This is a genomic window from Streptomyces sp. NPDC003327 (assembly GCF_053589515.1).
In genome coordinates this window covers 181,491-207,956 of the sequence record NZ_JBSFSA010000002.1, presented here as the reverse complement: position 1 = coordinate 207,956, position 26,466 = coordinate 181,491, and the positions used below count along the sequence as shown (strand labels likewise).

Genomic DNA, 26,466 nt, shown 5'->3' with positions numbered 1-26,466 from the left:
CGCCGTCCGCCGTGCCCACCCGTCCCGCCGCCCTGGCGGACGGGTGCCCACGACGAACGGGACCGGCGTTGCCGTACGTGAGGGCGTCGCGCGCATACCGTGACCCCCAACCGCACGTCACCCGGGGCACCCGCCCCGCGAGGAGCATCCGCATGTCCAGCGAGTTCTTCATCCCGGACCTGGAAGGCCAGGTCCCCACCCCCGACGGCTACTTCGGCGCCTTCGGCGGCACGTTCATCCCCGAGGCCCTCGTCGCCGCCGTCGACGAGGTCGCCGTCGAGTACGAGAAGGCCAAGGCCGATCCGGAGTTCGCGCGCGAGCTCAACCACCTGATGGTCGACTACACGGGCCGCCCCAGCGCCCTCACCGAGGTGCCGCGCTTCGCCGAGCACGCCGGTGGCGCCCGGATCTTCCTCAAGCGCGAGGACCTCAACCACACCGGCTCGCACAAGATCAACAACGTCCTCGGTCAGGCCCTGCTCACCAGGCGCATGGGCAAGACCCGGGTCATCGCCGAGACCGGCGCCGGCCAGCACGGCGTCGCGACCGCCACCGCCTGCGCGCTGTTCGGCCTCGACTGCACCATCTACATGGGCGAGATCGACACCCAGCGCCAGGCCCTCAACGTGGCCCGGATGCGGATGCTCGGCGCCGAGGTCATCGCCGTGAAGTCCGGCAGCCGCACCCTCAAGGACGCCATCAACGAGGCGTTCCGCGACTGGGTCGCCAACGTCGACTCCACCCACTACCTGTTCGGCACCGTCGCGGGCCCGCACCCCTTCCCCGCCATGGTCCGCGACTTCCACCGGGTGATCGGCGTCGAGGCCCGCCGCCAGATCCTGGAGCGCGCCGGGCGCCTGCCCGACGCCGCCGTCGCCTGCGTCGGCGGCGGCTCCAACGCCATCGGCCTCTTCCACGCCTTCGTCCCCGACGCGGGCGTCCGCCTGATCGGCTGCGAGCCGGCCGGCCACGGCGTCGAGACCGGCGAGCACGCGGCCACCCTCACCGCGGGCGAGCCCGGCATCCTGCACGGTTCCCGGAGCTACGTCCTCCAGGACGAGGAGGGCCAGATCACCGAGCCGTACTCGATCTCCGCCGGCCTCGACTACCCCGGCATCGGCCCCGAGCACGCCTACCTCAAGGACAGCGGCCGCGGCGAGTACCGGGCCGTCACCGACGACGCCGCCATGCAGGCGCTGCGCCTGCTCTCCCGTACGGAGGGCATCATCCCGGCCATCGAGTCGGCGCACGCCCTCGCCGGAGCCCTGGAGGTCGGCAAGGAGCTGGGCCGCGACGGCCTGCTCGTCGTGAACCTCTCCGGGCGCGGCGACAAGGACATGGACACGGCCGCCCGCTACTTCGGGCTCTACGACAACGGCGCCGAGGGGGGCTCCAAGTGACCGGCAACATCCAGCTCCTGAGCGACACCCTGGCGAAGGCGAAGGCGGAGGACCGGGCCGCGCTCATCGCCTACCTGCCGGCCGGCTTCCCGACCGTCGACGGCGGCATCGCCGCCATCAAGGCCGTCTTCGACGGCGGCGCGGACGTGGTCGAGGTCGGTCTCCCGCACAGCGACCCGGTCCTCGACGGCCCCGTCATCCAGACCGCCGACGACATCGCCCTGCGCGGCGGCGTCAAGATCGCCGACGTCATGCGGACGGTCCGCGAGGCCCACGAGGCCACCGGCAAGCCGGTCCTCGTCATGACGTACTGGAACCCGATCGACCGCTACGGCATCGAGCGCTTCACCGAGGAGCTGGCCGCGGCCGGCGGCGCGGGCTGCATCCTGCCCGACCTGCCGGTCCAGGAGTCCGCGGTCTGGCGCGAGCACGCCGACAAGCGCGGTCTCGCCACCGTCTTCGTCGTCGCTCCCAGCAGCAGGGACGAGCGGCTCGCCACCATCACGGCGGCCGGTTCCGGCTTCGTCTACGCCGCCTCCCTCATGGGCGTCACCGGCACCCGCGAGTCGGTCGGCGAGCAGGCGGCCGACCTGGTCCGCCGCACCCGCGCCACCTCCGAACTCCCGGTCTGCGTCGGTCTCGGCGTCTCCAACGCCACACAGGCGAAGGAGGTCGCCGGCTTCGCCGACGGCGTCATCGTCGGCTCGGCCTTCGTGAAGCGGATCCTCGACGCCGAGGGCGACGAGACCGCTGGACTCGCCGCCGTAAAGGAACTGGCGGCCGAACTCGCGGAGGGCGTCCGCCGCCTTCCGTAGCCCGTTCGGGTGGATCTGGGACCGGGGAGGCGCGGATGTGCCTCCCCGGTTCGTTTCCGGGACGTGAGCGAGAACAAGCGAAACGGTACGCAGAACGCCCGGGAGCGCCTCAAGGAGCAGCGCGAGCGGGAGAAGTCCCGCGAGAAGCAGCGACGCGTCCTGATCGTGTCGGCGGCGGTGGTCGGCGTCCTCGGCCTCGCCGCGGTCGTCGGCGTGATCGCCGCGAGCGGCGACAAGGACGGCGGCTCGGACAAGGCGGGCCCGGTCGTGGCCCCGACCGGAGCCGTGGAGGGCGACAAGCCCGCGATCCCGACGGGCCGGGCGGACGCCCCGTCCACGCTCGCGATCTGGGAGGACTTCCGCTGCCCCGCCTGCGCCTCCTTCGAGAACGCCTTCCGGGACACCATCCACGAGCTGGAGGCGGCGGGCGCCCTCAAGACGGAGTACCACCTCGCCACCCTCATCGACGGGAACATGGGGGGCAGCGGCTCGCTGCGCGCGGCGAACGCCGCCGCCTGCGCCCAGGACGCCGGGAAGTTCACCCCGTACCACGACACGCTCTACGTCAACCAGCCGCAGGAGACGGACGACGCCTTCGGCGACAACGCCAAGCTGCTGGAACTGGCCGCGAAGGTCCCCGGCCTCGACACGCCGGCCTTCCGCTCCTGCGTCGAGGACGGCACGCACGACAGCTGGATCGGGAAGTCGAACGAGGCCTTCCAGAACGGCGGCTTCCGCGGCACGCCCACCGTCCTCCTCAACGGAGAATCGATCTTCCCGACGAAGGGGAACGAGCAGATCTCCCCGGAGAACCTGAAGAAGTGGGTCGCCGAGGCCAACAAGGGCAAGCAGCCCGGCACGGCCTCCCCCTCGGCGGGCTAGCCGTCCCTTCTCGGTGTCGCCGGGGTTAGTTACGCATACGTTGCCGGGTGGGCTGCCGTCCCGCCCGCCCGGCAGGGTAGCGTCGGTCCTGCCATGGACCTTGCCTACATTCCCAGCCCGTCGACCGGCGTGATCAACCTCGGACCGATCCCGCTGCGCGGCTATGCCTTCTGCATCATCATCGGTGTCTTCGTCGCCGTCTGGTACGGCAACAAGCGCTGGATCGCCCGGGGCGGCACCGCCGGCACCGTGGCCGACATCGCCGTCTGGGCGGTGCCCTTCGGCCTCGTCGGCGGCCGCCTCTACCACGTGATCACCGACTACCAGCTGTACTTCAGCGAGGGTGAGAACTGGGTCGACGCCTTCAAGATCTGGGAGGGCGGCCTCGGCATCTGGGGCGCCATCGCGCTCGGCGCGGTGGGCGCCTGGATCGGCTGTCGGCGCCGGGGCATCCCGCTCCCGGCGTACGCGGACGCCATCGCGCCCGGCATCGCCCTCGCCCAGGCCATCGGCCGATGGGGCAACTGGTTCAACCAGGAGCTGTACGGCAAGCCGACCGACCTGCCCTGGGCCCTGAAGATCACCGAGAGCGCCAACCGCGAGGCCGGCCTCTACCACCCGACCTTCCTGTACGAGTCGCTCTGGTGCGTCGGTGTCGCCCTGCTCGTCGTCTGGGCAGACCGCCGCTTCACGCTCGGCCACGGGCGGGCCTTCGCGCTGTACGTGGCCGCGTACTGCGCGGGCCGCGGCTGGATCGAGTACATGCGGGTCGACGAGGCGCACCACATCCTGGGCCTCCGCCTCAACGTGTGGACCGCGATCGTCGTCTTCTCGCTCGCCGTGCTCTACATGGTGGTCTCGGCGCGGACGCGCCCGGGCCGCGAGGAGATCGTGGAGCCGAAGGCCGTCACCCCTCCGAAGGGGGACGCCTCGGAGGGGGACGCGTCCTCGGCCGAGTCCGAGGGCGGTGCTTCCGCCGGCAGGACCGCCGGGGACACGGACGAGGCCGCCGAGGACACGGACAAGGCCGCCGAGGACGCGGACGAGAAATCGGACGAGGACTCGGAGAAGGACGAGAACGAGGACGTGGAGCACGGGGCCGGGAACGGCGCCGGGTCGGCCGCCAAGGGCTGATCCCACCGCATACGGAAAGGGCCGCCGGGACCGAGAGGTTCCGGCGGCCCTTTCCGTGCTCCCGGGTCGGTCAGCGGGCGCGGGCGGCGAGGGCGAGGACCCGGTGGGCGCCCGCCACGACCGCCGCGTCCACGAAACGGCCGTCCGGGAGGGCGAGGGCGCCCTGCTCCGTCGCGGCGGCCTCGACGACCTCGCGGGCCGCGTCGACCTCCTCCGGGGTGGGGAGGTAGGCGCGTTCGATGACCGGCAGCTGGCGGGGGTGGATCGCCGCCCGGCCGAGGAAGCCCATGGCCCGGCCGCGGGCGCAGTCGGCGGCCAGGGCGTCCAGGTCGCCGAGGTCGGGGTGGACGGACTGGGCCGGGGGCGGCAGGGCCGCGGCGCGGGCGGCCACCACGACCCGGCCGCGCGACCAGTCGAGGCCGCGGTCGTCCCGTACGCCGAGGTCGGCCCGGAGGTCCGTCTCGCCGAGGGAGAGGCCGCGCACGGCCGGATGGGCGGTGGCGATGGCGTACGCGTGCTCCACGGCGAGGGCGTTCTCCAGCAGGGGGTGGAGGGGGAGGCCCGGGCAGAGGTCGGCGATCCGGTGGATGTCAGTGGCGTGTGTCACCTTGGGAACACGAAGACCGCAGAGGCCGGGGAGGGGGGCCAGGGTGGGGATGACGCGCGGGGTGTGGACGCGGACGTGCACCGGGACGGGAAGGACGTCCGCGAGGAGATCGACCGTGGCGTCCACGGCGTACGCCTTGCGGTGCGGGGCGACCGCGTCCTCCAGGTCGACGATGACGACGTCGGCGCCGGAGGCCAGCGCCTTGGCGACCACGTCGGGGCGGTCGCCGGGTGCGTACAGCCAGGTGAGGGGCGTGCGGACCCGGTGGGGACCGGTGGTGGTCGTGCTCATACCGCTCCTTGGTCGCGCAGGGCGTCGATCTCGGCGGCGGTGAGGCCGAGTTCGGCGAGGACGGCGGCGGTGTCGGCGCCGTGGGGGCGGCCGGACCAGCGGATGGCGCCCGGTGTCTCGGAGAGGCGGAACAGCACGTTCTGCATCTTGATCGGGCCCAGCTCCGGGTCCTGCACCTCGGTGACGGTGCCGAGCGCCTGGAACTGGGGGTCGGTGACCACGTCCCGGACGTCGTAGACCGGGGCGATGGCCGCCTCGGCCTTCTCGAACGCCGCCATGGCCTCGTCGCGGGTGCGACGGGCGATCCAGGAGCCGACCGCCTCGTCCAGGACGTCCGCGTGCGCGGCACGGCCCGTGCCGTCGGCGAACCACGGCTCGTCGATCAGCTCCGGGCGGCCGACGAGGTGCATGACGCGCTCGGCGATGGACTGGGCGGAGGTGGAGACGGCGACCCAGGAGCCGTCCAGGGTCCGATAGGTGTTGCGGGGGGCGTTGTTGCGGGAGCGGTTCCCGGTGCGGGGCTGGACGTAGCCGAGTTGGTCGTACCAGAGGGGGTGGGGTCCGATGACGGAGAGCATCGGTTCGATGATCGCCATGTCGACGACCTGGCCGCGGCCGGTCGTCGTCCTGGCGGTGAGCGCCGTCATCACGGCGTACGCGGTGGCGAGGGCGGCGATCGAGTCGGCGAGGCCGAAGGGGGGCAGGGTCGGCGGGCCCTCGGGCTCGCCGGTGATCGCGGCGAAGCCGCTCATCGCCTCGGCGAGGGTGCCGAAGCCGGGCCGGTGGGCGTACGGGCCGAACTGGCCGAAGCCGGTGACCCGGGCGAGGACGAGCCGCGGGTTGACGGTGGAGAGCTCCTCCCAGCCCAGACCCCAGCGCTCAAGGGTGCCCGGGCGGAAGTTCTCCACGATCACGTCGGCGTCGGCGGCCAGCCGCAGAAGGGTGTCACGGCCGCCGGGGGAGGAGAGGTCGAGGGTGAGGGTCCGCTTGTTGCGGCCGAGGACCTTCCACCAGAGGCCGATGCCGTCCTTGGCCGGGCCGTGGCCGCGGGACGGGTCGGGCTTGCGGGGGTGCTCGACCTTGACGACGTCGGCGCCGAAGTCGCCCAGCATCATCGCCGCGAGCGGCCCGGCGAAGAGCGTCGCGAGATCGAGGACGCGCAGACCCTGCAGCGGCGCGGCAGTGGGAGCGGCGGGGGGCGCGGTGGGGGTGGTGGTGCGGGCGCTCATACGGGGTCGGCCTCCAGGGAGTCGGGGGAGCGGAAGGCCGTCTCGATCTCGGCGCGGTACGGCATCGACGTCGACGCGCCCTCCCGCTGGACGGAGAGGGCGGCGGCGGCCTGCGCCCAGGCCAGCGCCTCAGGGACCGGCCGTCCCTCGCCGAGGGCGACGGCCAGGGCGCCGACGAAGGTGTCACCCGCGGCGGTGGTGTCCACGGCCCGGACGCGGGGCGCGGGCACGGTCAGCGGCTCGGCGCCGCGCGCCGCGTAGAGGCTGCCGGCCGCACCGAGGGTGATCACCACCTCGGGGACGTCCCGCAGCAGCGCCTCGGCGGCGGCGCGCGGGTCGGTGCGGCCGGTGAGGGCGGCGGCCTCGTGCTCGTTGGGCACCAGCAGATCGGTGGAGGCGAGGAGTTCGGGAGGAAGGGGTTGCGCGGGGGCGGGGGTGAGGACGGTGCGGACGCCGAGACCGCGGGCGTGCCGGGCGCCCTCGACGACGACGGGGAGGGGGAGTTCGAGCTGGAGGAGCAGGGCGTCGGCGGTGGAGATGAGGGCCTCGTCGCCATGGGTGAGGGAGGTGACGGTGGCGTTCGCGCCGGGCACGACGACGATCGCGTTGCCGCCCTCGTCGTCGACGACGATGTGGGCGGTGCCCGAGGGGCCCTCGGCGGTGCGCAGCAGGTCGGTGTCGACCGAGCAGTGCTCCAGGGCGTCCCGGAGCCGGTGGCCGAAGTCGTCCGCGCCGACCGCGCCGATCATGGCGACCTCGGCACCGGCACGGGCGGCGGCGACGGCCTGGTTGGCGCCCTTGCCGCCGGGGATCGTACGGAACGCGCGGCCGGTGACGGTCTCGCCGCGGGCCGGGGCCTTCGGTACGTAGGCGACCAGGTCCATGTTGGTGCTGCCGAGTACCACGATGCTGGTCATGGGCGTACTGCCTCCAGGTGGGTCAGGTCGGCCAGGGCGTCGAAGCCGATGCCGTCGAAGGCCGCGACCGAGGTCGACAGCCGGTTCTTGAGGGGGGAGGTCCAGCGGTCGGGCAGCCGGTCGGGGTGCCCGGCGAGCAGACCGGCGACGGAGCCGGCGGTGGCGCCGTTGGAGTCGGTGTCCCAGCCGCCGGAGACCGCCGCGCAGATCGAGCGCGTGAAGTCGCCGTCGGCGTGGGTGAGCGCGGCGGCGAGCAGCGCCGCGTTCGGGACGGCATGGACCCAGTGGTACCCGCCGAGTTCGGCGTGCAGTCGGTCCACGACCGCGTCGAAGTCGGCCGTGGTCCGGGCGGCGGCGATGCCGAGTCGTACGGCCGCCGCGAGGCGGGAGCGCGGGGGCACGACGCCGAGTCCGGCGGCGAGGGCCTGGTGGACGTCGGCGGTGCCGCTCGCGGCGGCGGCGGTCGTGGCGGCGACGAACAGGGCGCCGTAGACGCCGTTCGCGGTGTGGGTGAGGGCCGCGTCCCTGTACGCCTGCGCGGCGGCGGCTTCGGGGGCGCCGGGGCACGTCCAGCCGTGGACGTCGGCCCGGATCTGGGCGCCGATCCACTCGCGGAACGGGTTGCGGCGGACGGCGGTGAGCGGGGGCTCGACGCCGTCGAGGAGGTTGCGGTAGGCGACGCGCTCGGCCGTGAAGGTGCGGCCGGCGGGCAGTTCGTCGAGCCAGAGGCGGGCGACGTCGGCGGTGGTGAAGTCGCGGCCGTACCGCTGGAGGAGGAGCAGGTTGAGGAGGGGGTAGTTGAGGTCGTCGTCCTCGGGCATCCCGTCGATGTTCTCGGCGAGCGAGGTCGCGGCGGAGCGCCGGTTCCACGGGTGCGCGGCCAGCAGCTCGGGCGGCACGCCGCGGGCCGTGAACCAGTCACCCAGCGGCCAGTTGCCGGTGGCGCGGGCGAGGGCCCGGATGGCGGGCAGGGGCAGCTTCTCGACGGGCTTGCCGAGCAGGCACCCGGCCGCGCGTCCGAGCCAGGCGGCGTGCAGCCGGTCGCGCAGCGCCGGGTCCTCGCGGCCCGGCCTCGTGCGGGGCCCGGGACGGGGCGGGGCGGCCGGTTCGTCGCCCGACAGGGGGGAGGGGAGGGCCGTGAGCGCGTCCAGGAGTTCCTCCGCCAGGGGCCGCAGGTCGGGGCGCGGGACGGCGGAGGCCCCGGCCGCCTCGGGCGCGGGCGGTCCCCCCGCCGCGTACCAACGGGCGGCGAGCGCACGGGCGTCCCGGCCGTCCTCGGCCGCCTGCCGCAGCTCGTGGCCCACCAGGTCCTCCGGCTGCACCCAGGTGAGGCGGACGGCGCCCGCGCCCGGGGCCGGGGCCCCGGGGGGCTGGGCGGCTGTCGGCGGGGCGTCGGCGGTGGTGCTGGTCGGCGGGGTGGCCGCGCGGTCCGTCGGCTCCGGGGCGTCGGCGGTGGCGTTCGTCGGCGGGGCGGGCCCCCGGTCCGGGGTTGGGGTTGCCGGGAGCGCGGGGTGCCGGGCGGGAACGCTCATCGGGGCGCGCCCGTCAGCTCCGCGTACGCGGACTCGTGGGCCCGGCGCCGGGCCGTGTCCCGGGCGAAGACCTCCTGGGCGACCGCCGTCAGCGCCACCGCCGGGGCGTGGAGGTCGAGGCGGCTCGCCTCGGCGACCCGCTTCGCCCAGTCGGCGGGGACGGCGGACTCCCCGTGCAGGGCGCCCGTGATCGCACCGGCCATCGTGGCGATCGAGTCGCAGTCGCGGCCGTAGTTGACGGCGCCCAGGACCGTACGGCGGAAGTCGCCCTCGCCGACGAGCAGCATGCCGAGCGCGATCGGCAGCTCCTCGATCGCGTGCAGCCGGGAGGGGCGGCGGGCGCCCAGGGAGGGGGAGCGGTAGTCCGGGCCGACCGAGTCGAAGGGGGCGACGGCCGCCCGGAGCGGGGCGAGCGCCGACTCGAAGTCCCGGTGCCGGGCGGCGACTTCGGCGACGGCTTCGATGGCCGCGCGCGTCCCGTCCTTCGCGAGGGACAGGGCCGTCTCGACGACCGAGTGCGGGGTCGCGCCGGGCGTGCAGGCCGCCGCCACGGCCGCCGCGAAGACGCCCGCCGCCTCGCGGCCGTACGAGGACTGGTGCGCGCCCGTGACGTCGAGCGCCTCGGCGTAGGCGCCCGCCGGATGGGCGGCGTTGACGAGGCCGACGGGGGCCATGTACATCGCCGCACCGCAGTTGACGATGTTGCCGGTGCCCGCCTCGCGCGGGTCGACGTGCCCGTAGTGGAGCCGGGCCACGATCCACTTCTCGGCGAGGAAGATCCGCTGGAGGGGCAGCGCCTCGGCCTCCAGCTCGGGGATCCAGACGGGGGACGCCATGAGTTCGGGCACGAGGTGGTCCGCGACCGCGTACGCGTCGAGGTGGTCGCGGACCTTCTCGTACACCCGGATCAGGGCGTGGGTCATGAGGGTGTCGTCGGTGACGTGCCCGTCGCCCTTGTGGTACGGGGCGATGGGGCGGGCCGTGCGCCAGGAACCGCCGTTCCAGGGACCGACGATGCCGGTGACGCGGCCGCCGTGGCGTTCCAGGATCTGCTCCGGGGTGTAGCCCTCGACGGGGCCGCCGAGGGCGTCGCCGACGGCGGCCCCGAGGAGACTGCCGGTGATCCGGTCATCCAGTGTGGGTGTCATGTCGGAATTGTCCACCTGGGGTGGCCGGTTCCGTGGCTCCGAGCAGCCCGGCGAGTTCCACCAGGTCCGTCCCCGCGAGCCGGGGCAGCGCGCAGCCCGCGAGCCGTCGGCAGGCGTCCCGCCACGTCCCCGGCAGCGAACGGCCGCCGCCCAGCGCGCCCGTGAGCGCCCCCACCAGCGCGGGCGCCGAGTCGGCCACCCTCGACAGGCAGGCGGCGGCCGGCACCGCCGCCGTCGCCTCGCCCCGGGCGGCGGTCGCCAGCGCGAGGGCCACCGGGACGGTCTCGGCGGCGGCGATGCCGTAGCTGTAGACGTGGTCGACGATCTGGTGCTCCAGGAGCGGCACCAGTTCGAAGGCCGAGTCCGCCGCACGCGCCAGTTTCACGGCGTGCCGGGCGTTGCGGCCGATCTCGGTGACCGGGGGGAGTTCGGCGAGGGCGGCGTCGACGGCGGCGTCGACGCCCGCGCCGCCGAGGGCCGCCGCGACCGCCGCCGCCGTCGCACGGGCGCCGTGCACACCGTCGCCGTCCTGGGTGTACCGCGCGTCGAACTCGGCGAGTTCGGCGGCGGCCCGGGGGTCCCCGGAGTGCACGATCGCGAGGACGGCGGCGCGGACGCAGGCCGCGTCGTCGAAGAAGTGCGGGTTGTCGTGGCCCGTCGCCGGCGGGCGCAGGCCGGTGGCGAGATTGCCGAGGCCCGCCCGTACCGAGATCCGGGCGCGGAGCGGCAGCACGGCGGACTCCACCTCGGGGGCGCGGTCCGCGGCGGCGGCGACCTGGCTCGCCAGGGCGTTCCAGGCGAGGTCCACGGCGGCGCGCAGCCGCCGCTCCGGCGGGAGCGTGGCGAACACCTCGCCGGCGGAGGCGAGGATCGCCTCGGCAGTGAACACCGCCCACTCGGCGTCGTCGGAGGGGCCGAGGCGGAGGGGCTCGGGGGGCTGGTTGAGGGCGAGGGGGACGGGGAGGGTGGTCGTGGCGTTCTGCTCCGCGAAGGTGTCGAGCTCGCGGGTGAGGCGGCGGGTCCACTCCGGCATGCGGGAGGCGCGGTGCTTGGCGGCGGGCCAGCCGGCGGCGTCGCCCGCGGCGATCCCGAGGAGCAGGCCCTCGACGGCGTCGCGGCCGGGCCGGGGCCCGGTGGTCGGCGGTGGGGCCGCCCCCGGGCGTTCCTGCCCGCACAGGGGCCCGGAACCCGGCACGGTGGCGTGCGGCCACCCGTTGCCCGCTGCGGGGCGCTCGCCCACGGCGGTGGGGGTGGCCGCGGTGGCCGGCTTCGGGGGCTGGGTCCATCCGTCCCCGGTGTCGCGGGGGCCCGCAGTGGTGCCCGGCTTCGGGGTGGGGTGCCGGGGGGTGGCGGTCGCCGGGTCGGCGCCCGGCTTCGTGGGCTGTGCCCACCCGTCCCGCCCAGCGGGACGACTGCCCACAGCGGGAGCATCGGTGGCGGTGGCGGTGCCTGGGCTCGTGGGCGCGGCGGGGGCGCCGGCGGCGGTGGTGGCCGGCCTCGTGGGCGCAGCGGGGGCCTCGGCCGCGCGGCCCGGGGGTGAGGGGTGGGCGCGGCCGTCGTGGTCGGGGGGAGTGGCGGGAGGTGAGGCGGCGGCGGAGTTGTCGGCGGTGGGAGTGGGGTTCGGGGTCATGCCGCGTCGTCCTCCGGGGTCAGGAGGTCGGCCACGTCCAGGACGTGGTAGCCGCGCATGGAGGGCAGGCAGCTGCCGGTGACCGGGGCGATGGCCGTGGACCATTCCTCCGGGATGGCGGAGACGCCCGACATCGCGCCCGCCAGGGCGCCCGCCACGGCCGCCGTCGTGTCGGCGTCGCGGCCCATGTTGACCGCCGTCAGGACCGCCGTGCGGAAGTCGCCGCGGGCCGCGGCGAAGGCACCGAAGGCGAGGCCGACCGCCTCCGGGGCGAGGTCCGTCCACGGGTAGCCGCCGATGACGACCGCCGAGCGGACCTGGCGCTCCCGGGTGAGGGGGTCCGGCTGGATCCGCTGCGCCGCGACGACCGCGCGGCGCAGGGAGCGGGCCGTCCACGAGTCCATCGGGACGACGGAGAGGGCCGCCGCGACGACCGACGCCACCCCCGCGCCCGCCATCGCCGCGGCCACGCCCGCCGCGACGGCCTGGCCCCCGTAGATGCCCTCGCCGTCGTGACTGACGCTGCCGTCGATGGCGACCAGACGGGCGGCCTCCGCGGGGCGCCCCGCGGCGAAGACCCCGAACGGCGCGGCCCGCATGGCGAGTCCGTCGCTCCACGCGTGCCGGTGCTGGGCCGAGATCGGGGCGGCCAGGCCCCTGCGCAGGTTCTCCAGGGTGCCGCGCTCCGAGAACCCCGCCCCGCGGAACGGGCCTTCGTCGAGGTCGGCGATCCAGTGGTGCCAGGCCCGTTCGACGTGGCCGACGGTGAGCGCGGAGCCGTGCCGGGCCAGCAGGAGCGCCGAGAAGATGGCGTACTCGGTGTCGTCGGTCCCGGCCGGGCTGTCGGTGACGAAGCCCTCGATGCGGCCCCAGCGGCGGCGGATCTCGGAGGGGCGCATGTTCTCGGCGGGTGCGCCGAGCGCGTCGCCGACGGCGAGGCCGAGGAGTGCCCCCCTCGCCCGTTCGCGCGTCTCGCATGTCGTGGTCACCATCTCCGCGCCCCTTCCTCCGTGGTGGGGCGCCGATGGCACCCCGATGCTGGATCTCTGCCACCACGGGCCGCGAACTCGCCGAAGAAACGTCTCTGTCACCCGCGTGACACTCCGCCAGCCGGGCACGCGGAGTGAGGACGGCCTTAGTAAGTACGGCCTGCCTTGCTGGCGAGCCCCTTACATCGCGCGTATTTTCGAGGTGTTGGGGGCGGCGGGCGCAACCCTGTCCCGCCGGTACGAGGGGAGAGCTATGTCCATCATCGAAGCCCAGGCACCACTGCACGAGGCACACCGCGACAACCACACGCACCGTGACGTCAACGGCGGTTGGCTGCGGCCCGCGGTGTTCGGCGCCATGGACGGACTCGTGTCCAACCTGGCCCTGATGACCGGCGTCGCCGGCGGCGCGGTCTCCTCGCAGACGATCGTCATCACCGGCCTGGCCGGCCTGGCCGCCGGTGCCTTCTCCATGGCGGCGGGCGAGTACACGTCCGTCGCCTCGCAGCGCGAACTCGTCCAGGCGGAACTGGACGTCGAGCGCCGCCAGTTGCGCAAGCACCCGGTCGACGAGATGGAGGAGCTGGCCGCCCTCTACGTCTCGCGCGGGGTCGAGCCCGAGCTGGCCCGCCAGGTCGCCGCGCAGCTGTCGAAGGACCCCGAGCAGGCGCTGGAGATCCACGCCCGCGAGGAGCTCGGCATCGACCCGGACGACCTGCCGTCGCCGACCGTCGCCGCCGTCTCCTCCTTCGGCTCCTTCGCCCTCGGCGCGCTCCTGCCCGTCCTGCCGTACCTGCTCGGCGCGACCGCCCTCTGGCCGGCCGTGCTGCTCGCGCTCCTCGGGCTCTTCGCCTGCGGCGCGCTCGTGGCCCGGGTGACCGCCCGCAGCTGGTGGTTCAGCGGAGTGCGGCAGCTGCTGCTCGGCGGGGCCGCGGCGGCCGTCACGTACGGGCTCGGCATGCTCTTCGGCGCCGCCCTCTAGCGCCGCCCGCCCCCGGACCCCGGCCGGCCGGCGACCCGGCCGACTCGGCGAGCCGGCGAGTCGACCCGGCCGACCCCGCCGCCGCCCGCAGCCGCCCCCGCTCCCGTACGACACCGCCCCGCCCCGGAACGGATTCCGTGCCCGGCGCCGCAGCCCGAGAGGCCCCTCAGGGGGCCTTTCAGGCATTTCCGGGCACCTTTTCATGACAAAAGGTGCGCATATGCTGTGACGAATATCCCTGGTCCGAATCGCCGCAGCGGTGAGACACTATGCAGGACGCCACATATGTAGCCGGTTACCCGGCGGTTTCGAATCCGTGACCAACGGGAATGAGGCATGAGCGTCTCTGGGCAACGACGCCCACCCACACAGAGGCGGACCACCGGGTCTCCGGGCCATCCACCGGACCCCCGATCCGCCCCCCGCGGGACACCCCCTGTTCCCGCACCCCACAGGTGAACGCACACCACCGCTCCGTGTCGGAGGTGTCCGCATGCTGGAATGAGCTATCCGCTTCGCGAGAAGCCAGCCATCATGTAACCTGCACGAAATTTCGCGGAGGGCCAACGTCGTCCCTCGGCAGCTGCATATGCCACGACGACGACGGGAGAGCCGATGCGTTCCGACGCCTGGTCGCCCATGGACGGTCGCCCCGCCCCCCAGGGCATGTACGACCCCCGTAACGAACACGACGCCTGCGGTGTCGGGTTCGTGGCCACCCTCACCGGTGTAGCCAGCCATGAGCTGGTCGAGCAGGCGCTGACCGTACTGCGCAACCTCGAACACCGCGGCGCCACCGGCTCCGAGCCCGACTCGGGCGACGGCGCCGGCATCCTCTTCCAGGTTCCCGACGCCTTCCTCCGCGAGGTCGCCGGATTCGCCCTCCCCGAGGCCGGCGCGTACGCCGTCGGCATCGCCTTCCTCCCCGAGGACGGCACGGACGAGACCGTCTCGAAGATCGAGACGATCGCCGCCGAGGAGGACCTCACCGTCCTCGGCTGGCGCGAGGTCCCCGTCGCCCCCGAGCTCCTCGGCGCCACCGCCCGCTCCACCATGCCGGTCTTCCGCCAGCTCTTCGTCGCCGACGGCGAGAACACCGGCATCGCCCTCGACCGCAAGGCGTTCGTCCTGCGCAAGCGCGCCGAGCGCGAGGCCGCGACGTACTTCCCGTCGCTCTCCGCCCGCACCATCGTCTACAAGGGCATGCTGACCACCGGCCAGCTGGAGCCCTTCTTCCCGGACCTGTCGGACCGCCGCTGCGCCTCCGCCGTGGCCCTCGTCCACTCCCGGTTCTCCACCAACACCTTCCCGAGCTGGCCGCTGGCCCACCCGTACCGCTTCGTCGCCCACAACGGCGAGATCAACACCGTCAAGGGCAACCGGAACTGGATGACCGCCCGCGAGGCCCAGCTGGTCTCCGACGTCTTCGGCGCGGGCAAGGACCTCTCGCGGATCTTCCCCGTCTGCACCCCGGACGCCTCCGACTCCGCCTCCTTCGACGAGGTCCTGGAGCTGCTCCACCTCGGCGGCCGCTCGCTGCCGCACGCGGTCCTGATGATGGTCCCCGAGGCGTGGGAGAACCACGACTCCATGGACCCGGCCCGCCGCGCCTTCTACCAGTACCACTCCACGATGATGGAGCCCTGGGACGGCCCAGCCTGCGTCACCTTCACCGACGGCGTCCAGGTCGGCGCGGTCCTCGACCGCAACGGTCTGCGCCCCGGCCGCTACTGGGTCACCGACGAGGGCCTCGTCGTCCTCTCCTCCGAGGTCGGCGTCCTCGACATCGACCCCGCCAAGGTCGTCCGCAAGGGCCGCCTCCAGCCCGGCAAGATGTTCCTCGTCGACACCGCCGAGCACCGCATCATCGAGGACGACGAGATCAAGGCCGCCCTCGCCGCCGAGAAGCCCTACGCGGAGTGGCTGGAGAGCGGCGAGATCGAGCTCTCCGACCTCCCCGAGCGCGAGCACATCGTGCACACCCACGCCTCGGTCACCCGCCGCCAGCAGACCTTCGGCTACACCGAGGAAGAGCTCCGCGTCATCCTCGCCCCGATGGCCCGCACCGGCGCCGAGCCGATCGGCTCCATGGGCACGGACTCCCCGATCGCGGCCCTGTCCTCCCGCCCGCGGCTCCTCTTCGACTACTTCACCCAGCTCTTCGCGCAGGTCACCAACCCGCCGCTGGACGCCATCCGCGAAGAGCTCGTGACCTCGCTCCGCTCCTCCCTCGGTCCCCAGGGCAACCTGCTCGACCCGACCGCCGGGTCCTGTCGCAGCGTCACCCTGCCCTTCCCGGTGATCGACAACGACGAGCTGGCCAAGCTCATCCACATCAACGCCGACGGCGACATGCCCGGCATGAAGGCCGTCACCCTCTCCGGCCTCTACCGCGTCTCCGGCGGCGGCGAGGCCCTCGCCGCCCGGATCGAGCAGATCTGCGCCGAGGCCGACACCGCCATCGAGGGCGGCGCCCGCCTCATCGTGCTCTCCGACCGGCACTCCGACGCCGAGCACGCCCCCATCCCGTCGCTGCTCCTCACCGCGGCCGTCCACCACCACCTCATCCGCACCAAGCAGCGCACCAAGGTGGGCCTGCTCGTCGAGGCCGGTGACGTCCGCGAGGTCCACCACGTCGCCCTGCTCATCGGCTACGGCGCCGCGGCGGTCAATCCGTACCTCGCCATGGAGTCCGTCGAGGACCTCGTCCGCGCCGGCACCTTCATCGAGGGCATGGAGCCCGAGCAGGCCATCCGGAACCTGATCTACGCCCTCGGCAAGGGCGTCCTCAAGGTCATGTCCAAGATGGGCATCTCCACCGTCGCCTCCTACCGCGGCGCCCAGGTCTTCGAGGCCGTCGGCCTCGACGAGACCTTCGTAGCCACGTACTTCAACGGCACCGCCACCAAGATCGGCGGCGCCGGCCTCGACGTCGTCGCCAAGGAGGTCGCCGCCCGCCACGCCAAGGCGTACCCCGTCTCCGGCGTCCCCTCGGCGCACCGCGCCCTGGACATCGGCGGCGAGTACCAGTGGCGCCGCGAGGGCGAGCCGCACCTGTTCGACCCGGAGACCGTCTTCCGCCTCCAGCACGCCACGCGCAACAAGCGGTACGACATCTTCAAGAAGTACACGGAGCGGGTGAACGAGCAGTCCGAGCGCCTCATGACGCTCCGCGGACTCTTCGGCTTCGCCACCGAGGGCCGCACGCCCATCCCCGTCGACGAGGTCGAGCCGGTCTCCGAGATCGTCAAGCGCTTCTCCACCGGCGCCATGTCGTACGGCTCCATCTCCCAGGAGGCGCACGAGACCCTCGCCATCGCCATGAACCGGCTGGGCGGCAAGTCCAACACCGGTGAGGGCGGCGAGGACCCGGAGCGCCTCTACGACCCGGCGCGCCGCTCCGCGATCAAGCAGGTCGCCTCCGGCCGCTTCGGCGTCACCAGCGAGTACCTGGTCAACGCCGACGACATCCAGATCAAGATGGCCCAGGGCGCCAAGCCCGGCGAGGGCGGCCAGCTGCCCGGCCACAAGGTCTACCCGTGGGTCGCCAAGACGCGTCACTCGACGCCCGGCGTCGGCCTGATCTCCCCGCCGCCGCACCACGACATCTACTCCATCGAGGACCTGGCCCAGCTGATCCACGACCTCAAGAACGCCAACCCGGTCGCCCGCATCCACGTGAAGCTGGTCTCCGAGGTCGGCGTCGGCACGGTCGCCGCCGGTGTCTCCAAGGCCCACGCGGACGTCGTCCTCATCTCCGGCCACGACGGCGGCACGGGCGCCTCGCCGCTCACCTCACTGAAGCACGCGGGCGGCCCCTGGGAGCTCGGCCTCGCCGAGACCCAGCAGACCCTGCTGCTCAACGGTCTGCGCGACCGGATCGTCGTCCAGACCGACGGCCAGCTGAAGACCGGCCGCGACGTCGTCATCGCCGCGCTGCTCGGCGCCGAGGAGTTCGGTTTCGCGACCGCGCCGCTCGTCGTCTCCGGCTGCGTCATGATGCGTGTCTGCCACCTCGACACCTGCCCGGTCGGCATCGCCACCCAGAACCCGGTCCTGCGCGACCGCTTCTCGGGCAAGGCCGAGTACGTCGTCAACTTCTTCGAGTTCATTGCCGAGGAGGTCCGCGAGCTCCTCGCCGAGCTGGGCTTCCGCACCCTCGAAGAGGCCGTCGGCCACGCCGAGCTGCTCGACACCAGCCGCGCCGTCACCCACTGGAAGGCGCAGGGCCTCGACCTGGAGCCCCTCTTCCACGTGCCCGAGCTGCCCGAGGGCGCGGTCCGCCACGCCCTGATCGAGCAGGACCACGGCCTGGAGAAGGCCCTCGACAACGAGCTGGTCCAGCTCGCCGCCGAGGCCCTGAACGCCGCCTCCGCCGAGGAGGCCCAGCCGGTCCGCGCCCAGGTCGCCATCCGCAACATCAACCGCACCGTCGGCACGATGCTCGGCCACCACGTGACCAAGCGCTTCGGTGGCGCGGGCCTGCCCGCCGACACCATCGACATCACCTTCACCGGCTCCGCGGGCCAGTCCTTCGGCGCCTTCCTGCCGGCCGGTGTCACCCTCCGCCTGGAGGGCGACGCCAACGACTACGTCGGCAAGGGCCTCTCCGGCGGCCGCGTGATCGTCCGCCCCGACCGGGGCGCCGACCACCTGGCCGAGTACTCCACCATCGCGGGCAACACCATCGCGTACGGAGCCACCGGCGGCGAGCTGTTCCTGCGCGGCCGCACCGGCGAGCGCTTCTGCGTCCGCAACTCCGGCGCCCTGGTCATCTCCGAGGGCGTGGGCGACCACGGCTGCGAGTACATGACCGGCGGCCGGGCCGTCGTCCTCGGCGAGACGGGCCGCAACTTCGCGGCCGGCATGTCCGGCGGCGTCGCCTACGTCATCGACCTCGACCGGGACAACGTCAACTCCGGCAACCTGGAGGCGATCGAGGCCCTGTCGGACACCGACAAGGCGTGGCTGCACGACGTCGTGCGCCGCCACCACGAGGAGACCGGCTCCACGGTCGCCGAGAGGCTCCTCGCCGACTGGGACGCCTCCGCGGCCCGGTTCAGCAAGATCATCCCCACCACGTACAAGGCCGTGCTCGCCGCCAAGGACGCCGCTGAGCTCGCCGGTCTCTCCGAGGCCGAGACCACCGAGAAGATGATGGAGGCGGCGACCCATGGCTGACCCCAAGGGCTTCCTGACCACCGGGCGCGAAGTCGCCCAGACCCGGCCGGTGGGCGAGCGCGTCAGGGACTGGAACGAGGTCTACGTTCCCGGCTCCCTGCTGCCGATCATCAGCAAGCAGGCCGGCCGCTGCATGGACTGCGGCATCCCGTTCTGCCACAACGGCTGTCCCCTCGGGAACCTGATCCCCGAGTGGAACGACTACGCCTACCGCGAGGACTGGTCGGCGGCGTCCGAGCGGCTGCACGCCACCAACAACTTCCCGGAGTTCACCGGCCGCCTGTGCCCGGCTCCGTGCGAGGCCGCGTGCGTGCTCGGCATCAACCAGCCGGCCGTCACGATCAAGAACGTCGAAGTCTCCATCATCGACAAGGCCTGGGACGGCGGTGACGTCAAGCCGCAGGCGCCCGAGCGCCTCTCCGGCAAGACCGTCGCCGTCATCGGCTCCGGCCCCGCCGGACTCGCCGCCGCCCAGCAGCTCACCCGGGCCGGCCACACCGTCGCCGTCTACGAGCGGGCCGACCGCATCGGCGGACTGCTCCGCTACGGCATCCCCGAGTTCAAGATGGAGAAGCGGCACATCAACCGCCGCATCGAGCAGATGCGCGCGGAGGGCACCAAGTTCCGCACCGGCGTCGAGATCGGCCGCGACATGCCGGCGACGGCGCTGCGCAACCGGTACGACGCGGTCGTCATCGCCGCCGGCGCCACCACCGCCCGCGACCTGCCCGTGCCGGGCCGCGAGCTGAACGGCATCCACCAGGCGATGGAGTACCTGCCGCTCGCCAACAAGGTCGTCGAGGGCGACTTCGTGGCCCCGCCGATCACCGCCGAGGGCAAGCACGTCGTCGTCATCGGCGGCGGCGACACCGGCGCCGACTGCGTCGGCACGGCCCACCGCCAGGGCGCGGCCTCCGTCACGCAGCTGGAGATCATGCCGAAGCCGGGCGACGAGCGGAACCCCGGTCAGCCCTGGCCGACCTTCCCCATTCTGTACAAGGTCACCTCGGCCCACGAGGAGGGCGGCGAGCGGGTCTACTCCGTCTCCACCACCCACTTCGAGGGCGACGAGGACGGCAACGTCCAGTTCCTCCACCTCGTCGAGGTCGAGTTCGTCGACGGCAAGCTGACCCAGAAGCCGGGCACCGAGCGCAAGATCCCCGCCCAGCTGGTCACGCTCGCGATGGGCTTCACCGGCACGGACGTGGAGAACGGCCTGGTCGCCCAGTTCGGCCTGGCGCTGGACGAGCGCGGTAACATCGCCCGTGACGCGGACTTCGCCACCAACGTCGATGGCGTCTTCGTCGCCGGCGACGCCGGCCGCGGCCAGTCCCTCATCGTGTGGGCCATCGCCGAGGGCCGCTCCGCCGCCCGCGGAGTGGACCGCTACCTGACCGGCGCCAGCTCCCTGCCGGCCCCGATCCGCCCGACGGACCGCGCACTGACGGTCTGATCCCGCCGGATCACCCCCTGAACGTCCCGTACAACGACGTGCGGAACTGAGCGCAGCGCCCCCCGAATGTCCCCGACCGGACGACTTGGGGGCGCTGCGGCGCGTTCGGAGGAGGCCCGCGGGGGGGCGTTCCGCGCGGTGTGTCGGCCGAGGTCAGCTCTCGCCGGGGCAGATCCAGGTGATCAGCGACGCCGCCGAGACCGCGAGGACGCCGATGGCCGCCATCCAGCGGGACCAGGCCGTCATGAGGACGACGGACTTCGCGCGGTCCTTCTCGTACCGGAGGAGGTACTCCCCGCCTGCGGGCAGCTTCCGCCCCGGCGGCTCGTGGACGGCCGAGACCATCAGCCAGGACGCCACGAGCAGCAGCAGGAACCCCCCGGCGAGCAGTCCGATCACCCACCACCGAGGGCCGGTGGTCATCTTGCTCAGGTTCTCCTGCCCCTTGAGCACGAAGACGACCGTCAGCAGGCCGGTGAGGGAGGTCAGGAAGTTCCGGTACCCCTCCGCCTGCCGCAGAGCCGCCCGCAACCGCTCGGGCGGCTCCTCCATCGCCCGTACGCGCCGCTGGGCCTCGCGGATCTGGTCCGGGGTGAACTCCGGGCTCACCACGAGACGCCCAGGCGCCGCGGAGGCATCGCGACGTAGAAGAGGTACCCGCAGCCGCTGGGGACCGAGGCGGGCCGGCCCACGTGCCAGGCCCGGCACTCGCACACGACGGACTTCGGCTCCCCGTTGTCGAACGTCCGCCGGTCGGGCCTGCCCGGCCCCTTGGTGACGTACTGCACGGGCGTCCAGGACAGGGTGAGCGCGCACCGGCACTGCGGGCACTCTCCCGTGGCCTCGACCCGGTCGGGCGCCAGCACCTCCCACAGGAAGGTGGTGAGGGCCTGGTCCGGCGGCCGGTCGTCCTCGTTGTACTGCGCGGTGGCACTCATGGACGCGGTCCTCCGGCTTCGGGAAGGTCGAGCTCGAACAGTCGCACGTAGGGCTGCAGCAGGCCGAGGACCTCGTCCTCGGTGCGCTCCGTCTCCTCCGCACACAGAACGACGTGCTCCGCCGTCACGGTTCCCGAGAGCGCCGGCGACCGCCCGGTCAACTGCTCGGTGAGCACGACGACATCGGCCCAGCCGGGCACGATGTCCCGCTCCTCGCCCTTCGGCTCGACCCGGACCGACAGCCCGAGCGCCTCGAAGGGCGCGTACCGGTCGTACACCTCGCCGAGCGGCCGGCCGAACCGGCCCGCGACGAGGACCAGTTCGAGCGGCCCGAGGACGCCGGGCCCGAGCAGGCTCTCCTCGAAGGCCACGAGGTCGAAAAGCGTGGGTTCGAGGTCGGCGAGCGGCCCGTCCCCCAGGACCCCGGGCAGCTCCGGCCCGCCGAGACAGCGGTACGCGCCGAGGGCGTCGGCGGCCTGGCGGAGGGTGCAGCGGCGGGAACGGGCGAGCGCGAGGAGGTCCCGGACGGCGAGGGTGGCCTTGAAGGACGGCTCACCTGTGGGTGAGTGATGAAGTACGCGCGTCAGCTCCGCCTCCACCGGCCTGATGGATCGCGCCTGCTCCGGCAGGTCCGGCAGATGAAGCGGAAGCCGGGTGCCGGCCGCTACCAGTTCGTCGAACAGAGCACCGAGAACGGCATGCCGACCGGCGGCGAGCCTGAGCAGGAACGGCCAGGAGAGCCCTCCGTCGGCCAGCGTCCACGATGGTTCTTGAAGCGGCCACTGGGGGAACGCCTCGCCGAGCAGCGTGGCGAGGATGGGGGCGATGTCGCCGATCTGCTCCACCAGATCGTCGATCGACGCCGTCAGCACTCCGCAGGCTTCCAGCTGGGACAGTTCCGTCCGCAGTTCCTGCGGAGACGGTCGTGGTTCCGCCCGGTGGGCGCCGAAGACCAGGCGCCAGTCCCCGCGCCGACTTTCGACCGAGGGAGCCCGGTAGACGGGGAGCCCCCAGGGGTTGTGGATCCACGCTGACGGCACCCAGTTCCGGCACTCCGCCGGCACGACCGGCGCGGAAATGCCGGTGACGGGCGCGAGTGCGTTCACCTCGTCCGCCATCGTGCCGAGGGGGCGGTTCAACACCGATGCCCGATCGATGAGCTGCCACATGGTGAGAGGGCCTGCGGCGAGCCATGGGGCCATTCCGTCGATGTCGAGGGAGACCGTCTTCTGCTCCACAGGGGTGAGCGCGCGGTGGTCGAGGGTCTCCTCGCTCACGGCCTCGGACAGTGCGAAGCCGAGTGGCCGCAGCGCTCGGATGCACTCGGCCAGCCGACGCCGCTGCGCAGGCGCCTCGGTGCGTGCCAGGAGGTCGGCGGGATGGACCACTCCGTCGCGCCAGGCTTCCCCCTCGGACGAACGCTTCGCCAGCAGCGTGGCCTCGGAAGCGAGGAGCTTCATGTCGAGGTCGGCCGAGCGCAGAGGGCCCCGGTCCGGGATCTCGATGCCGATGCGGGCCAGAGCATCCACGTCGTCCAAGAGGTGGGAGAGGGGCACCTCGTGGTCGGCCGCCACGGCGACGAGAGGGGCGTGGGCGGCGGGAAAGTCGGGGTTGGGCGGCTCCGCGGCCCGCGCTGCCAGGTCGTAGGTCCGGTGGAGAGTCTCCATCCGGAGTGTGGGCGCTCCGATTTCGGCCAGTCCCCGGATGCTCGGGACCGCAGGTACGCGCACACCGGTGATCGCGTACCTGCGGAGCGCCCTGAGGGCGTCCGCCAAAGGCACGTTCGCCCTCGCGGCCGCCGTCAGCGGAGACGACCACTCGCTTTGAAAGGCGGCCCGGGAAAAGAGCAGTGAGTCCAGACCAGTGGGGTCGGGGTAGCCCTTGGGCGCGAACGGCTCCTCGTCGCGGCTCGCCACCCCCAGTACGGTGGCGCGCCATCTCCGCAGCAGGGTGCGCTCCGCGGCGCCGCCCCGAGGCCAGGCGAAGGGATAGTGCCCGTCTCCGAGGCAGGTGGCGTCCAGCGCGAGCACGCCCGTACGGCGCAGGGCGACGTGGTCGGATGCCACGACGTGGTCGGTCGTGTCCATGCCGATGACGCCTTCGGCTTCCGGCGACGCGTGCTGAAGCAACCGGAGCGCCAGCTGGGGTTCGCGTTCGGCCAAGTCCCACAGCCAGTCCAGTGACAGCGCGTCGAGCTGAGGGGCCGCGAGCCTTACTGCGCCCAGCAGGTCCTCTCTGACGGTTTTTGTCGCATAACTGATCAAAGAGTTGCGGTTCACGCTGGGCTCCGGTCGATGCCTCTCCTGCAGGTTGAACACGTAGCCGTAGACAGAGGGTGCCTGTTCCACGAGCAGGCCGTCGAGGAGCAGCTGCCCCGGGCCCTGGACGATCCAGCTCACCTCGCCGGCCTTCACCGGCTTCCCGTACCAGTCCTCGGTACGGTGCTCCGGCGCCCGCAGGACCCCCGGCTCCCAGTTCTCCGAGCGGACGAGGTTGCCGTCGCGGTCCCGTTCCTCCGCCGTCACGTGGAAGTCGCTGACCCACAGCAGCCGCCGCAGCGTCTCCACCACCGACGGCGACTGCTCCCCGTCCTGCTCCGCGCTCAGGTAGAGGCGCACGACCGTGCCGCCGTCCTTCGGTTCGCCGCCCTCGACCTCGCGGACCTGGAGGAGGCCGGAGCCCGACTGGACGGTGGCGTGCAGGGGGAGGACCGAGCGGGCGAGGTTGCCGTGGCGGTCGACGGCGGCGGTGTCGACCGTGACCTCCTCCGCCAGCATGAAGTAGCTGAAGACGCCGATGCCGAAGCGGCTGTTGAACGGGACGGGCTGCATCCCGGCCCGCCGCCAGTCGCGCCGCTCCTGCACGTAGTCGGGGTCCTGCGCGTACCGCTTGCCCGCGCGGGCGAACATCGAGGTGAGCTTCTCGCGGCTCATGCCCGCGCCGCTGTCCTCGCACTCGATGTACGCGCGGTTGCCCTCGTACCCCTGGCGGAACGTGATCCTGAGGTCGGGGTCGGCGCTGCGGAACGCCTCCCGGCTGCGGCCGTACGCGGTCCGCTGCTTCCGGTACCGGCAGGCGTCCAGGGCGTTCTGGTACAGCTCGCGCACGGCCAGCATCCGGTCGCCGTACAGCTGGGTGCCCATGAGCAGCGGGCGGATCTCGTCCTCGGCGAGACGGAAGCGCTCCAGCGGCTTGCTGTACGCGGTGCGGTCGACCGGCTTGAGGTGGTCGGTGGTCACCCGCAGCGGAATGCCCCTGAGCAGGTCGGGCGCGGGCTGCCCGGTGTCCCGCACGCGCTGGTGGTGGTCGCGCACGGAGGCGTCGGCGGTGGCCGCCAGCTCTTCGAGCGCGGCGTGCAGCGCGGGGTGCGGGCAGGAGAGGCGGAGCGCGTACTGCGGGTGCGTGAGGCCGTCGCGCACCTCCCTCTCCCAGTCGGTCCGGGCGAGCGCGTCGACCACGTCGGCGGGGGCGAGCGGCACGTGCGCGCCCAGGTGGTCGACGAGCACGCTGGACATGCGGCGCGGGTCGGCGGCGAGGAGAGCCGCCAGCCACAGGAGGTAGGCGAGTTCGAAGTCCCGCCAGGCGTTGCCGGGCACGGGCTTCTCGGTACGGCTCCACTTCGGGCTGCCGGTGTCGTCGATGCGCGGGCCCGACCCGGGGGCGACCGTCATGTGGGGGAGCACCCGGCGGACGTGCTGGTCCACGGTGACGAGGTCGGTGCTCGTGCCGACCGCCCCGGCGGCGACGGCGTTCACGACCATGTCGAGGAGCCGGTGGATGCTCCCGTAGTCGTCGTGGCTCCGGTCCCACAGCCGGTCCCAGTCCGCGATGAAGCGGTGGCGCAGCCAGTGGTCGGCGGCCCTGGCGGCGCCGTCCTCCTTGCGCCTCCGCAGGGTCTCGGCGGTGACGGTCACGCGCGAGTGCGCCCGGCAGACGTCGGCGGCGGCGTCGCACACCAGCCGGTCGTGGCCGTCCTCGGGGTCCCGGCCCCGGTTGTCCTCGATGCGGTCGAGTCGGTCCGGGCGGAGGGAGGCGAGCTCGCCGAGCGCGACGGCCACGACGCCCTCGTGAAGCAGCGGAGCGGCGAGGAGGGCGGCCGTCTCGGCGGGGGAGAGGTGATCGCGAGGCTGGAGCCGCGCGTCCTCGACGAGCCGTTCGAGGACGTGGACGACCCGTTCCAGGTAGCGGGGGTCGTGCCAGGGGGTGGCGAGCTCCGACTGCGTGTCCGTGCGGCTTCTGGCGACCTCGGCGGCCAGCTCCGCCAGCGCCTCCTTCACCCGCGCGTGCACCTCCGGGGTTCCCGAGGTGTACGTCCAGAGCCCGGACGTCCTCAGGACCTCCGCCCAGCGGTCGGTCTCCTCGGAGCCCTGGCACAGGCGCAGGTCCCGGGCCCAGTCCTCGCGCCCCCGGGCGGCTTTGAGCACGACGTCGGGCCGCGATACGCCCAGCTTCTGCGTGAGGGACCTGACACGGGTCCGGACGAAGGCGGCGACCTCCCCGAGGGTCTGCGGGGGACGCTCCGGCGACAGCGCCTCGGAGAGGGCGAAGCCGAAGTGGCTGCCCCGCTTCGGGTCGGCGAACGCCGCCTGCCCCCGGCTGCCGGCCCGCAGCCACACCACGTCGTCGTACTCGTCGCCCACGAGGGGCTTGGGCCCCTTGGCCCCCACCGAACCGGCGCTCTCCGTCCGGCAGGTGTCCAGGCAGACGACGACCGACACGCCCTCGGGGACGCTGCCGAGGAGTTCGGGGGCGACCGTCTCGATGAGCGTCCCGGGGATCAGGGTGCCGCCGGCGCTGGCGCGGGCGCTCCACGGGAGAACGTAGTCCTGACCGTCGATCACGACGCCGTGTCCGGAGACGTACACGAGGGCGGTGTCCCCGGCGGCGCAGGAGGCGAAGAAGTCGACCATGGCCGCGACGATCATGTCCTTGCTGGTGTCGCGGCGCTCCTCGTCCGGGTGGCCCGGACGCAGGGACGTCACTTCGTACTCGGACGCCCGCAGCGCCGCCTCGACGCGCCGTACGTCCTCGTCGACGCAGGGCAGGGGCGGGTAGGCGGCGGCGAGGCGCGGGTTGCGGGCCAGGTACTCGGTGTCCCCGATGCCGATCAGGAGGGCCCTGCGAACGCCACCCGTTCCCGTGCTTGTGCCCGAGCCCGGATCCGTCCCCGGATCCGTCCCTGGATTCGTGCCTGGATCCGCGTTCGTCCCCGTACCGGAACCCGAACCGGTGTCCGCCCGCGTACCACCGGCCCCCGTCGTCGTGCTCACGCGCCCGCGCCCCCGCTCTCCGTCCGCTCCGCCCCGAGAACGTCATGATTCCACGGACTGACGGATGG

General features: G+C 73.2%; 16 protein-coding genes and 1 pseudogene. 7 read left to right on the top strand and 10 right to left on the bottom strand.

The annotated features are described in order from the left end of the window. The first annotated feature begins 152 nt into the window (after nucleotides 1-152). The 4 genes and pseudogenes from trpB to lgt all read left to right on the top strand — a co-directional run. Complete coding sequence (trpB, locus tag ACWDVG_RS02520) at nucleotides 153-1,400, top strand: tryptophan synthase subunit beta (protein WP_451695403.1); 1,248 nt, start codon at nucleotides 153-155, stop codon at nucleotides 1,398-1,400. Next, nucleotides 1,397-2,215 carry a tryptophan synthase subunit alpha gene (trpA, locus tag ACWDVG_RS02515; RefSeq protein ID WP_451695401.1) on the top strand — a complete coding sequence of 273 codons (819 nt, stop codon included), beginning with the start codon at nucleotides 1,397-1,399 and terminating at the stop codon, nucleotides 2,213-2,215. Before trpB ends, trpA begins: the two co-directional genes overlap by 4 nt. A 63-nt stretch (nucleotides 2,216-2,278) precedes the next feature. Further along, the gene (locus ACWDVG_RS02510) at nucleotides 2,279-3,097 is read left to right on the top strand and encodes a DsbA family protein (protein ID WP_451695399.1); all 819 of its coding nucleotides are present in this window, start codon (nucleotides 2,279-2,281) and stop codon (nucleotides 3,095-3,097) included. A 93-nt stretch (nucleotides 3,098-3,190) separates the two neighbouring features. Then, nucleotides 3,191-4,009, top strand: a pseudogene (gene lgt / locus ACWDVG_RS02505) (prolipoprotein diacylglyceryl transferase); the annotation flags it as partial. Nucleotides 4,010-4,301: 292 nt separating this feature from the next. Here lgt and ACWDVG_RS02500 read toward each other — a convergent pair. The 7 genes from ACWDVG_RS02500 to ACWDVG_RS02470 form a co-directional block, all read right to left on the bottom strand. Beyond that, on the bottom strand, nucleotides 4,302-5,129 hold the full coding sequence (locus ACWDVG_RS02500; protein ID WP_451695397.1) for an HpcH/HpaI aldolase/citrate lyase family protein: 828 nt from the start codon (nucleotides 5,127-5,129) through the stop codon (nucleotides 4,302-4,304). Continuing rightward, entirely contained in the window at nucleotides 5,126-6,358 is a 1,233-nt protein-coding gene (locus ACWDVG_RS02495) for a CaiB/BaiF CoA transferase family protein (protein ID WP_451695395.1), read from the bottom strand. The genes ACWDVG_RS02500 and ACWDVG_RS02495 overlap by 4 nt, the downstream gene beginning before the upstream one ends. Further along, nucleotides 6,355-7,275, bottom strand: a complete 921-nt coding sequence (gene rbsK, locus ACWDVG_RS02490) for a ribokinase (protein ID WP_451695394.1) — start codon at nucleotides 7,273-7,275, stop codon at nucleotides 6,355-6,357. Before rbsK ends, ACWDVG_RS02495 begins: the two co-directional genes overlap by 4 nt. Beyond that, nucleotides 7,272-8,807: an ADP-ribosylglycohydrolase family protein gene (locus ACWDVG_RS02485; RefSeq protein ID WP_451695393.1), complete on the bottom strand. Its 1,536-nt coding sequence runs from the start codon at nucleotides 8,805-8,807 to the stop codon at nucleotides 7,272-7,274. The genes rbsK and ACWDVG_RS02485 overlap by 4 nt, the downstream gene beginning before the upstream one ends. Then, nucleotides 8,804-9,955, bottom strand: coding sequence for an ADP-ribosylglycohydrolase family protein (locus ACWDVG_RS02480; RefSeq protein ID WP_451695391.1), 1,152 nt, complete (start codon nucleotides 9,953-9,955; stop codon nucleotides 8,804-8,806). Before ACWDVG_RS02480 ends, ACWDVG_RS02485 begins: the two co-directional genes overlap by 4 nt. Then, a complete protein-coding gene (locus ACWDVG_RS02475) occupies nucleotides 9,936-11,375 on the bottom strand; it encodes an ADP-ribosylglycohydrolase family protein (protein ID WP_451695639.1) in 1,440 nt (479 codons plus the stop codon). The genes ACWDVG_RS02480 and ACWDVG_RS02475 overlap by 20 nt, the downstream gene beginning before the upstream one ends. Before the next feature lie 206 nt (nucleotides 11,376-11,581). Next, complete coding sequence (locus ACWDVG_RS02470; RefSeq protein WP_451695389.1) at nucleotides 11,582-12,577, bottom strand: ADP-ribosylglycohydrolase family protein; 996 nt, start codon at nucleotides 12,575-12,577, stop codon at nucleotides 11,582-11,584. 250 nt (nucleotides 12,578-12,827) lie between these two features. Between ACWDVG_RS02470 and ACWDVG_RS02465 the strand changes: the two genes are divergently transcribed. The 3 genes from ACWDVG_RS02465 (at nucleotide 12,828) to ACWDVG_RS02455 (ending at nucleotide 20,190) form a co-directional block, all read left to right on the top strand. After that, on the top strand, nucleotides 12,828-13,556 hold the full coding sequence (locus tag ACWDVG_RS02465) for a VIT1/CCC1 transporter family protein (RefSeq protein WP_451695388.1): 729 nt from the start codon (nucleotides 12,828-12,830) through the stop codon (nucleotides 13,554-13,556). Between the two features lie 615 nt (nucleotides 13,557-14,171). Beyond that, nucleotides 14,172-18,737: a glutamate synthase large subunit gene (gene gltB, locus ACWDVG_RS02460; RefSeq protein ID WP_451695386.1), complete on the top strand. Its 4,566-nt coding sequence runs from the start codon at nucleotides 14,172-14,174 to the stop codon at nucleotides 18,735-18,737. Beyond that, nucleotides 18,730-20,190, top strand: a complete 1,461-nt coding sequence (locus ACWDVG_RS02455; RefSeq protein ID WP_451695384.1) for a glutamate synthase subunit beta — start codon at nucleotides 18,730-18,732, stop codon at nucleotides 20,188-20,190. The genes gltB and ACWDVG_RS02455 overlap by 8 nt, the downstream gene beginning before the upstream one ends. A 153-nt stretch (nucleotides 20,191-20,343) precedes the next feature. On the opposite strand, the gene ACWDVG_RS02450 is transcribed toward ACWDVG_RS02455, so the two are convergent. Genes ACWDVG_RS02450 through ACWDVG_RS02440 form a run of 3 tightly spaced genes read right to left on the bottom strand, consistent with a single transcriptional unit; the run spans nucleotide 20,344 to nucleotide 26,398 of the window. Beyond that, complete coding sequence (locus tag ACWDVG_RS02450; RefSeq protein ID WP_451695383.1) at nucleotides 20,344-20,799, bottom strand: hypothetical protein; 456 nt, start codon at nucleotides 20,797-20,799, stop codon at nucleotides 20,344-20,346. After that, nucleotides 20,796-21,128: a hypothetical protein gene (locus ACWDVG_RS02445; RefSeq protein WP_451695381.1), complete on the bottom strand. Its 333-nt coding sequence runs from the start codon at nucleotides 21,126-21,128 to the stop codon at nucleotides 20,796-20,798. The genes ACWDVG_RS02450 and ACWDVG_RS02445 overlap by 4 nt, the downstream gene beginning before the upstream one ends. Continuing rightward, nucleotides 21,125-26,398 (bottom strand): HD domain-containing protein, encoded by a 5,274-nt coding sequence (locus ACWDVG_RS02440; protein ID WP_451695379.1) that lies wholly within the window; start codon nucleotides 26,396-26,398, stop codon nucleotides 21,125-21,127. The genes ACWDVG_RS02445 and ACWDVG_RS02440 overlap by 4 nt, the downstream gene beginning before the upstream one ends. Nucleotides 26,399-26,466: the final 68 nt, after the last annotated feature.

Coding starts and splice junctions, on each gene's coding strand:
- rbsK (WP_451695394.1), bottom strand. CDS start 7,275: ATGACCAGCATCGTGGTACTCGGCAGCACCAACATGGACCTGGTCGCC.
- ACWDVG_RS02485 (WP_451695393.1), bottom strand. CDS start 8,807: ATGAGCGTTCCCGCCCGGCACCCCGCGCTCCCGGCAACCCCAACCCCG.
- ACWDVG_RS02455 (WP_451695384.1), top strand. CDS start 18,730: ATGGCTGACCCCAAGGGCTTCCTGACCACCGGGCGCGAAGTCGCCCAG.
- ACWDVG_RS02480 (WP_451695391.1), bottom strand. CDS start 9,955: ATGACACCCACACTGGATGACCGGATCACCGGCAGTCTCCTCGGGGCC.
- ACWDVG_RS02500 (WP_451695397.1), bottom strand. CDS start 5,129: ATGAGCACGACCACCACCGGTCCCCACCGGGTCCGCACGCCCCTCACC.
- ACWDVG_RS02445 (WP_451695381.1), bottom strand. CDS start 21,128: ATGAGTGCCACCGCGCAGTACAACGAGGACGACCGGCCGCCGGACCAG.
- ACWDVG_RS02495 (WP_451695395.1), bottom strand. CDS start 6,358: ATGAGCGCCCGCACCACCACCCCCACCGCGCCCCCCGCCGCTCCCACT.
- gltB (WP_451695386.1), top strand. CDS start 14,172: ATGCGTTCCGACGCCTGGTCGCCCATGGACGGTCGCCCCGCCCCCCAG.
- ACWDVG_RS02465 (WP_451695388.1), top strand. CDS start 12,828: ATGTCCATCATCGAAGCCCAGGCACCACTGCACGAGGCACACCGCGAC.
- ACWDVG_RS02470 (WP_451695389.1), bottom strand. CDS start 12,577: ATGGTGACCACGACATGCGAGACGCGCGAACGGGCGAGGGGGGCACTC.
- trpB (WP_451695403.1), top strand. CDS start 153: ATGTCCAGCGAGTTCTTCATCCCGGACCTGGAAGGCCAGGTCCCCACC.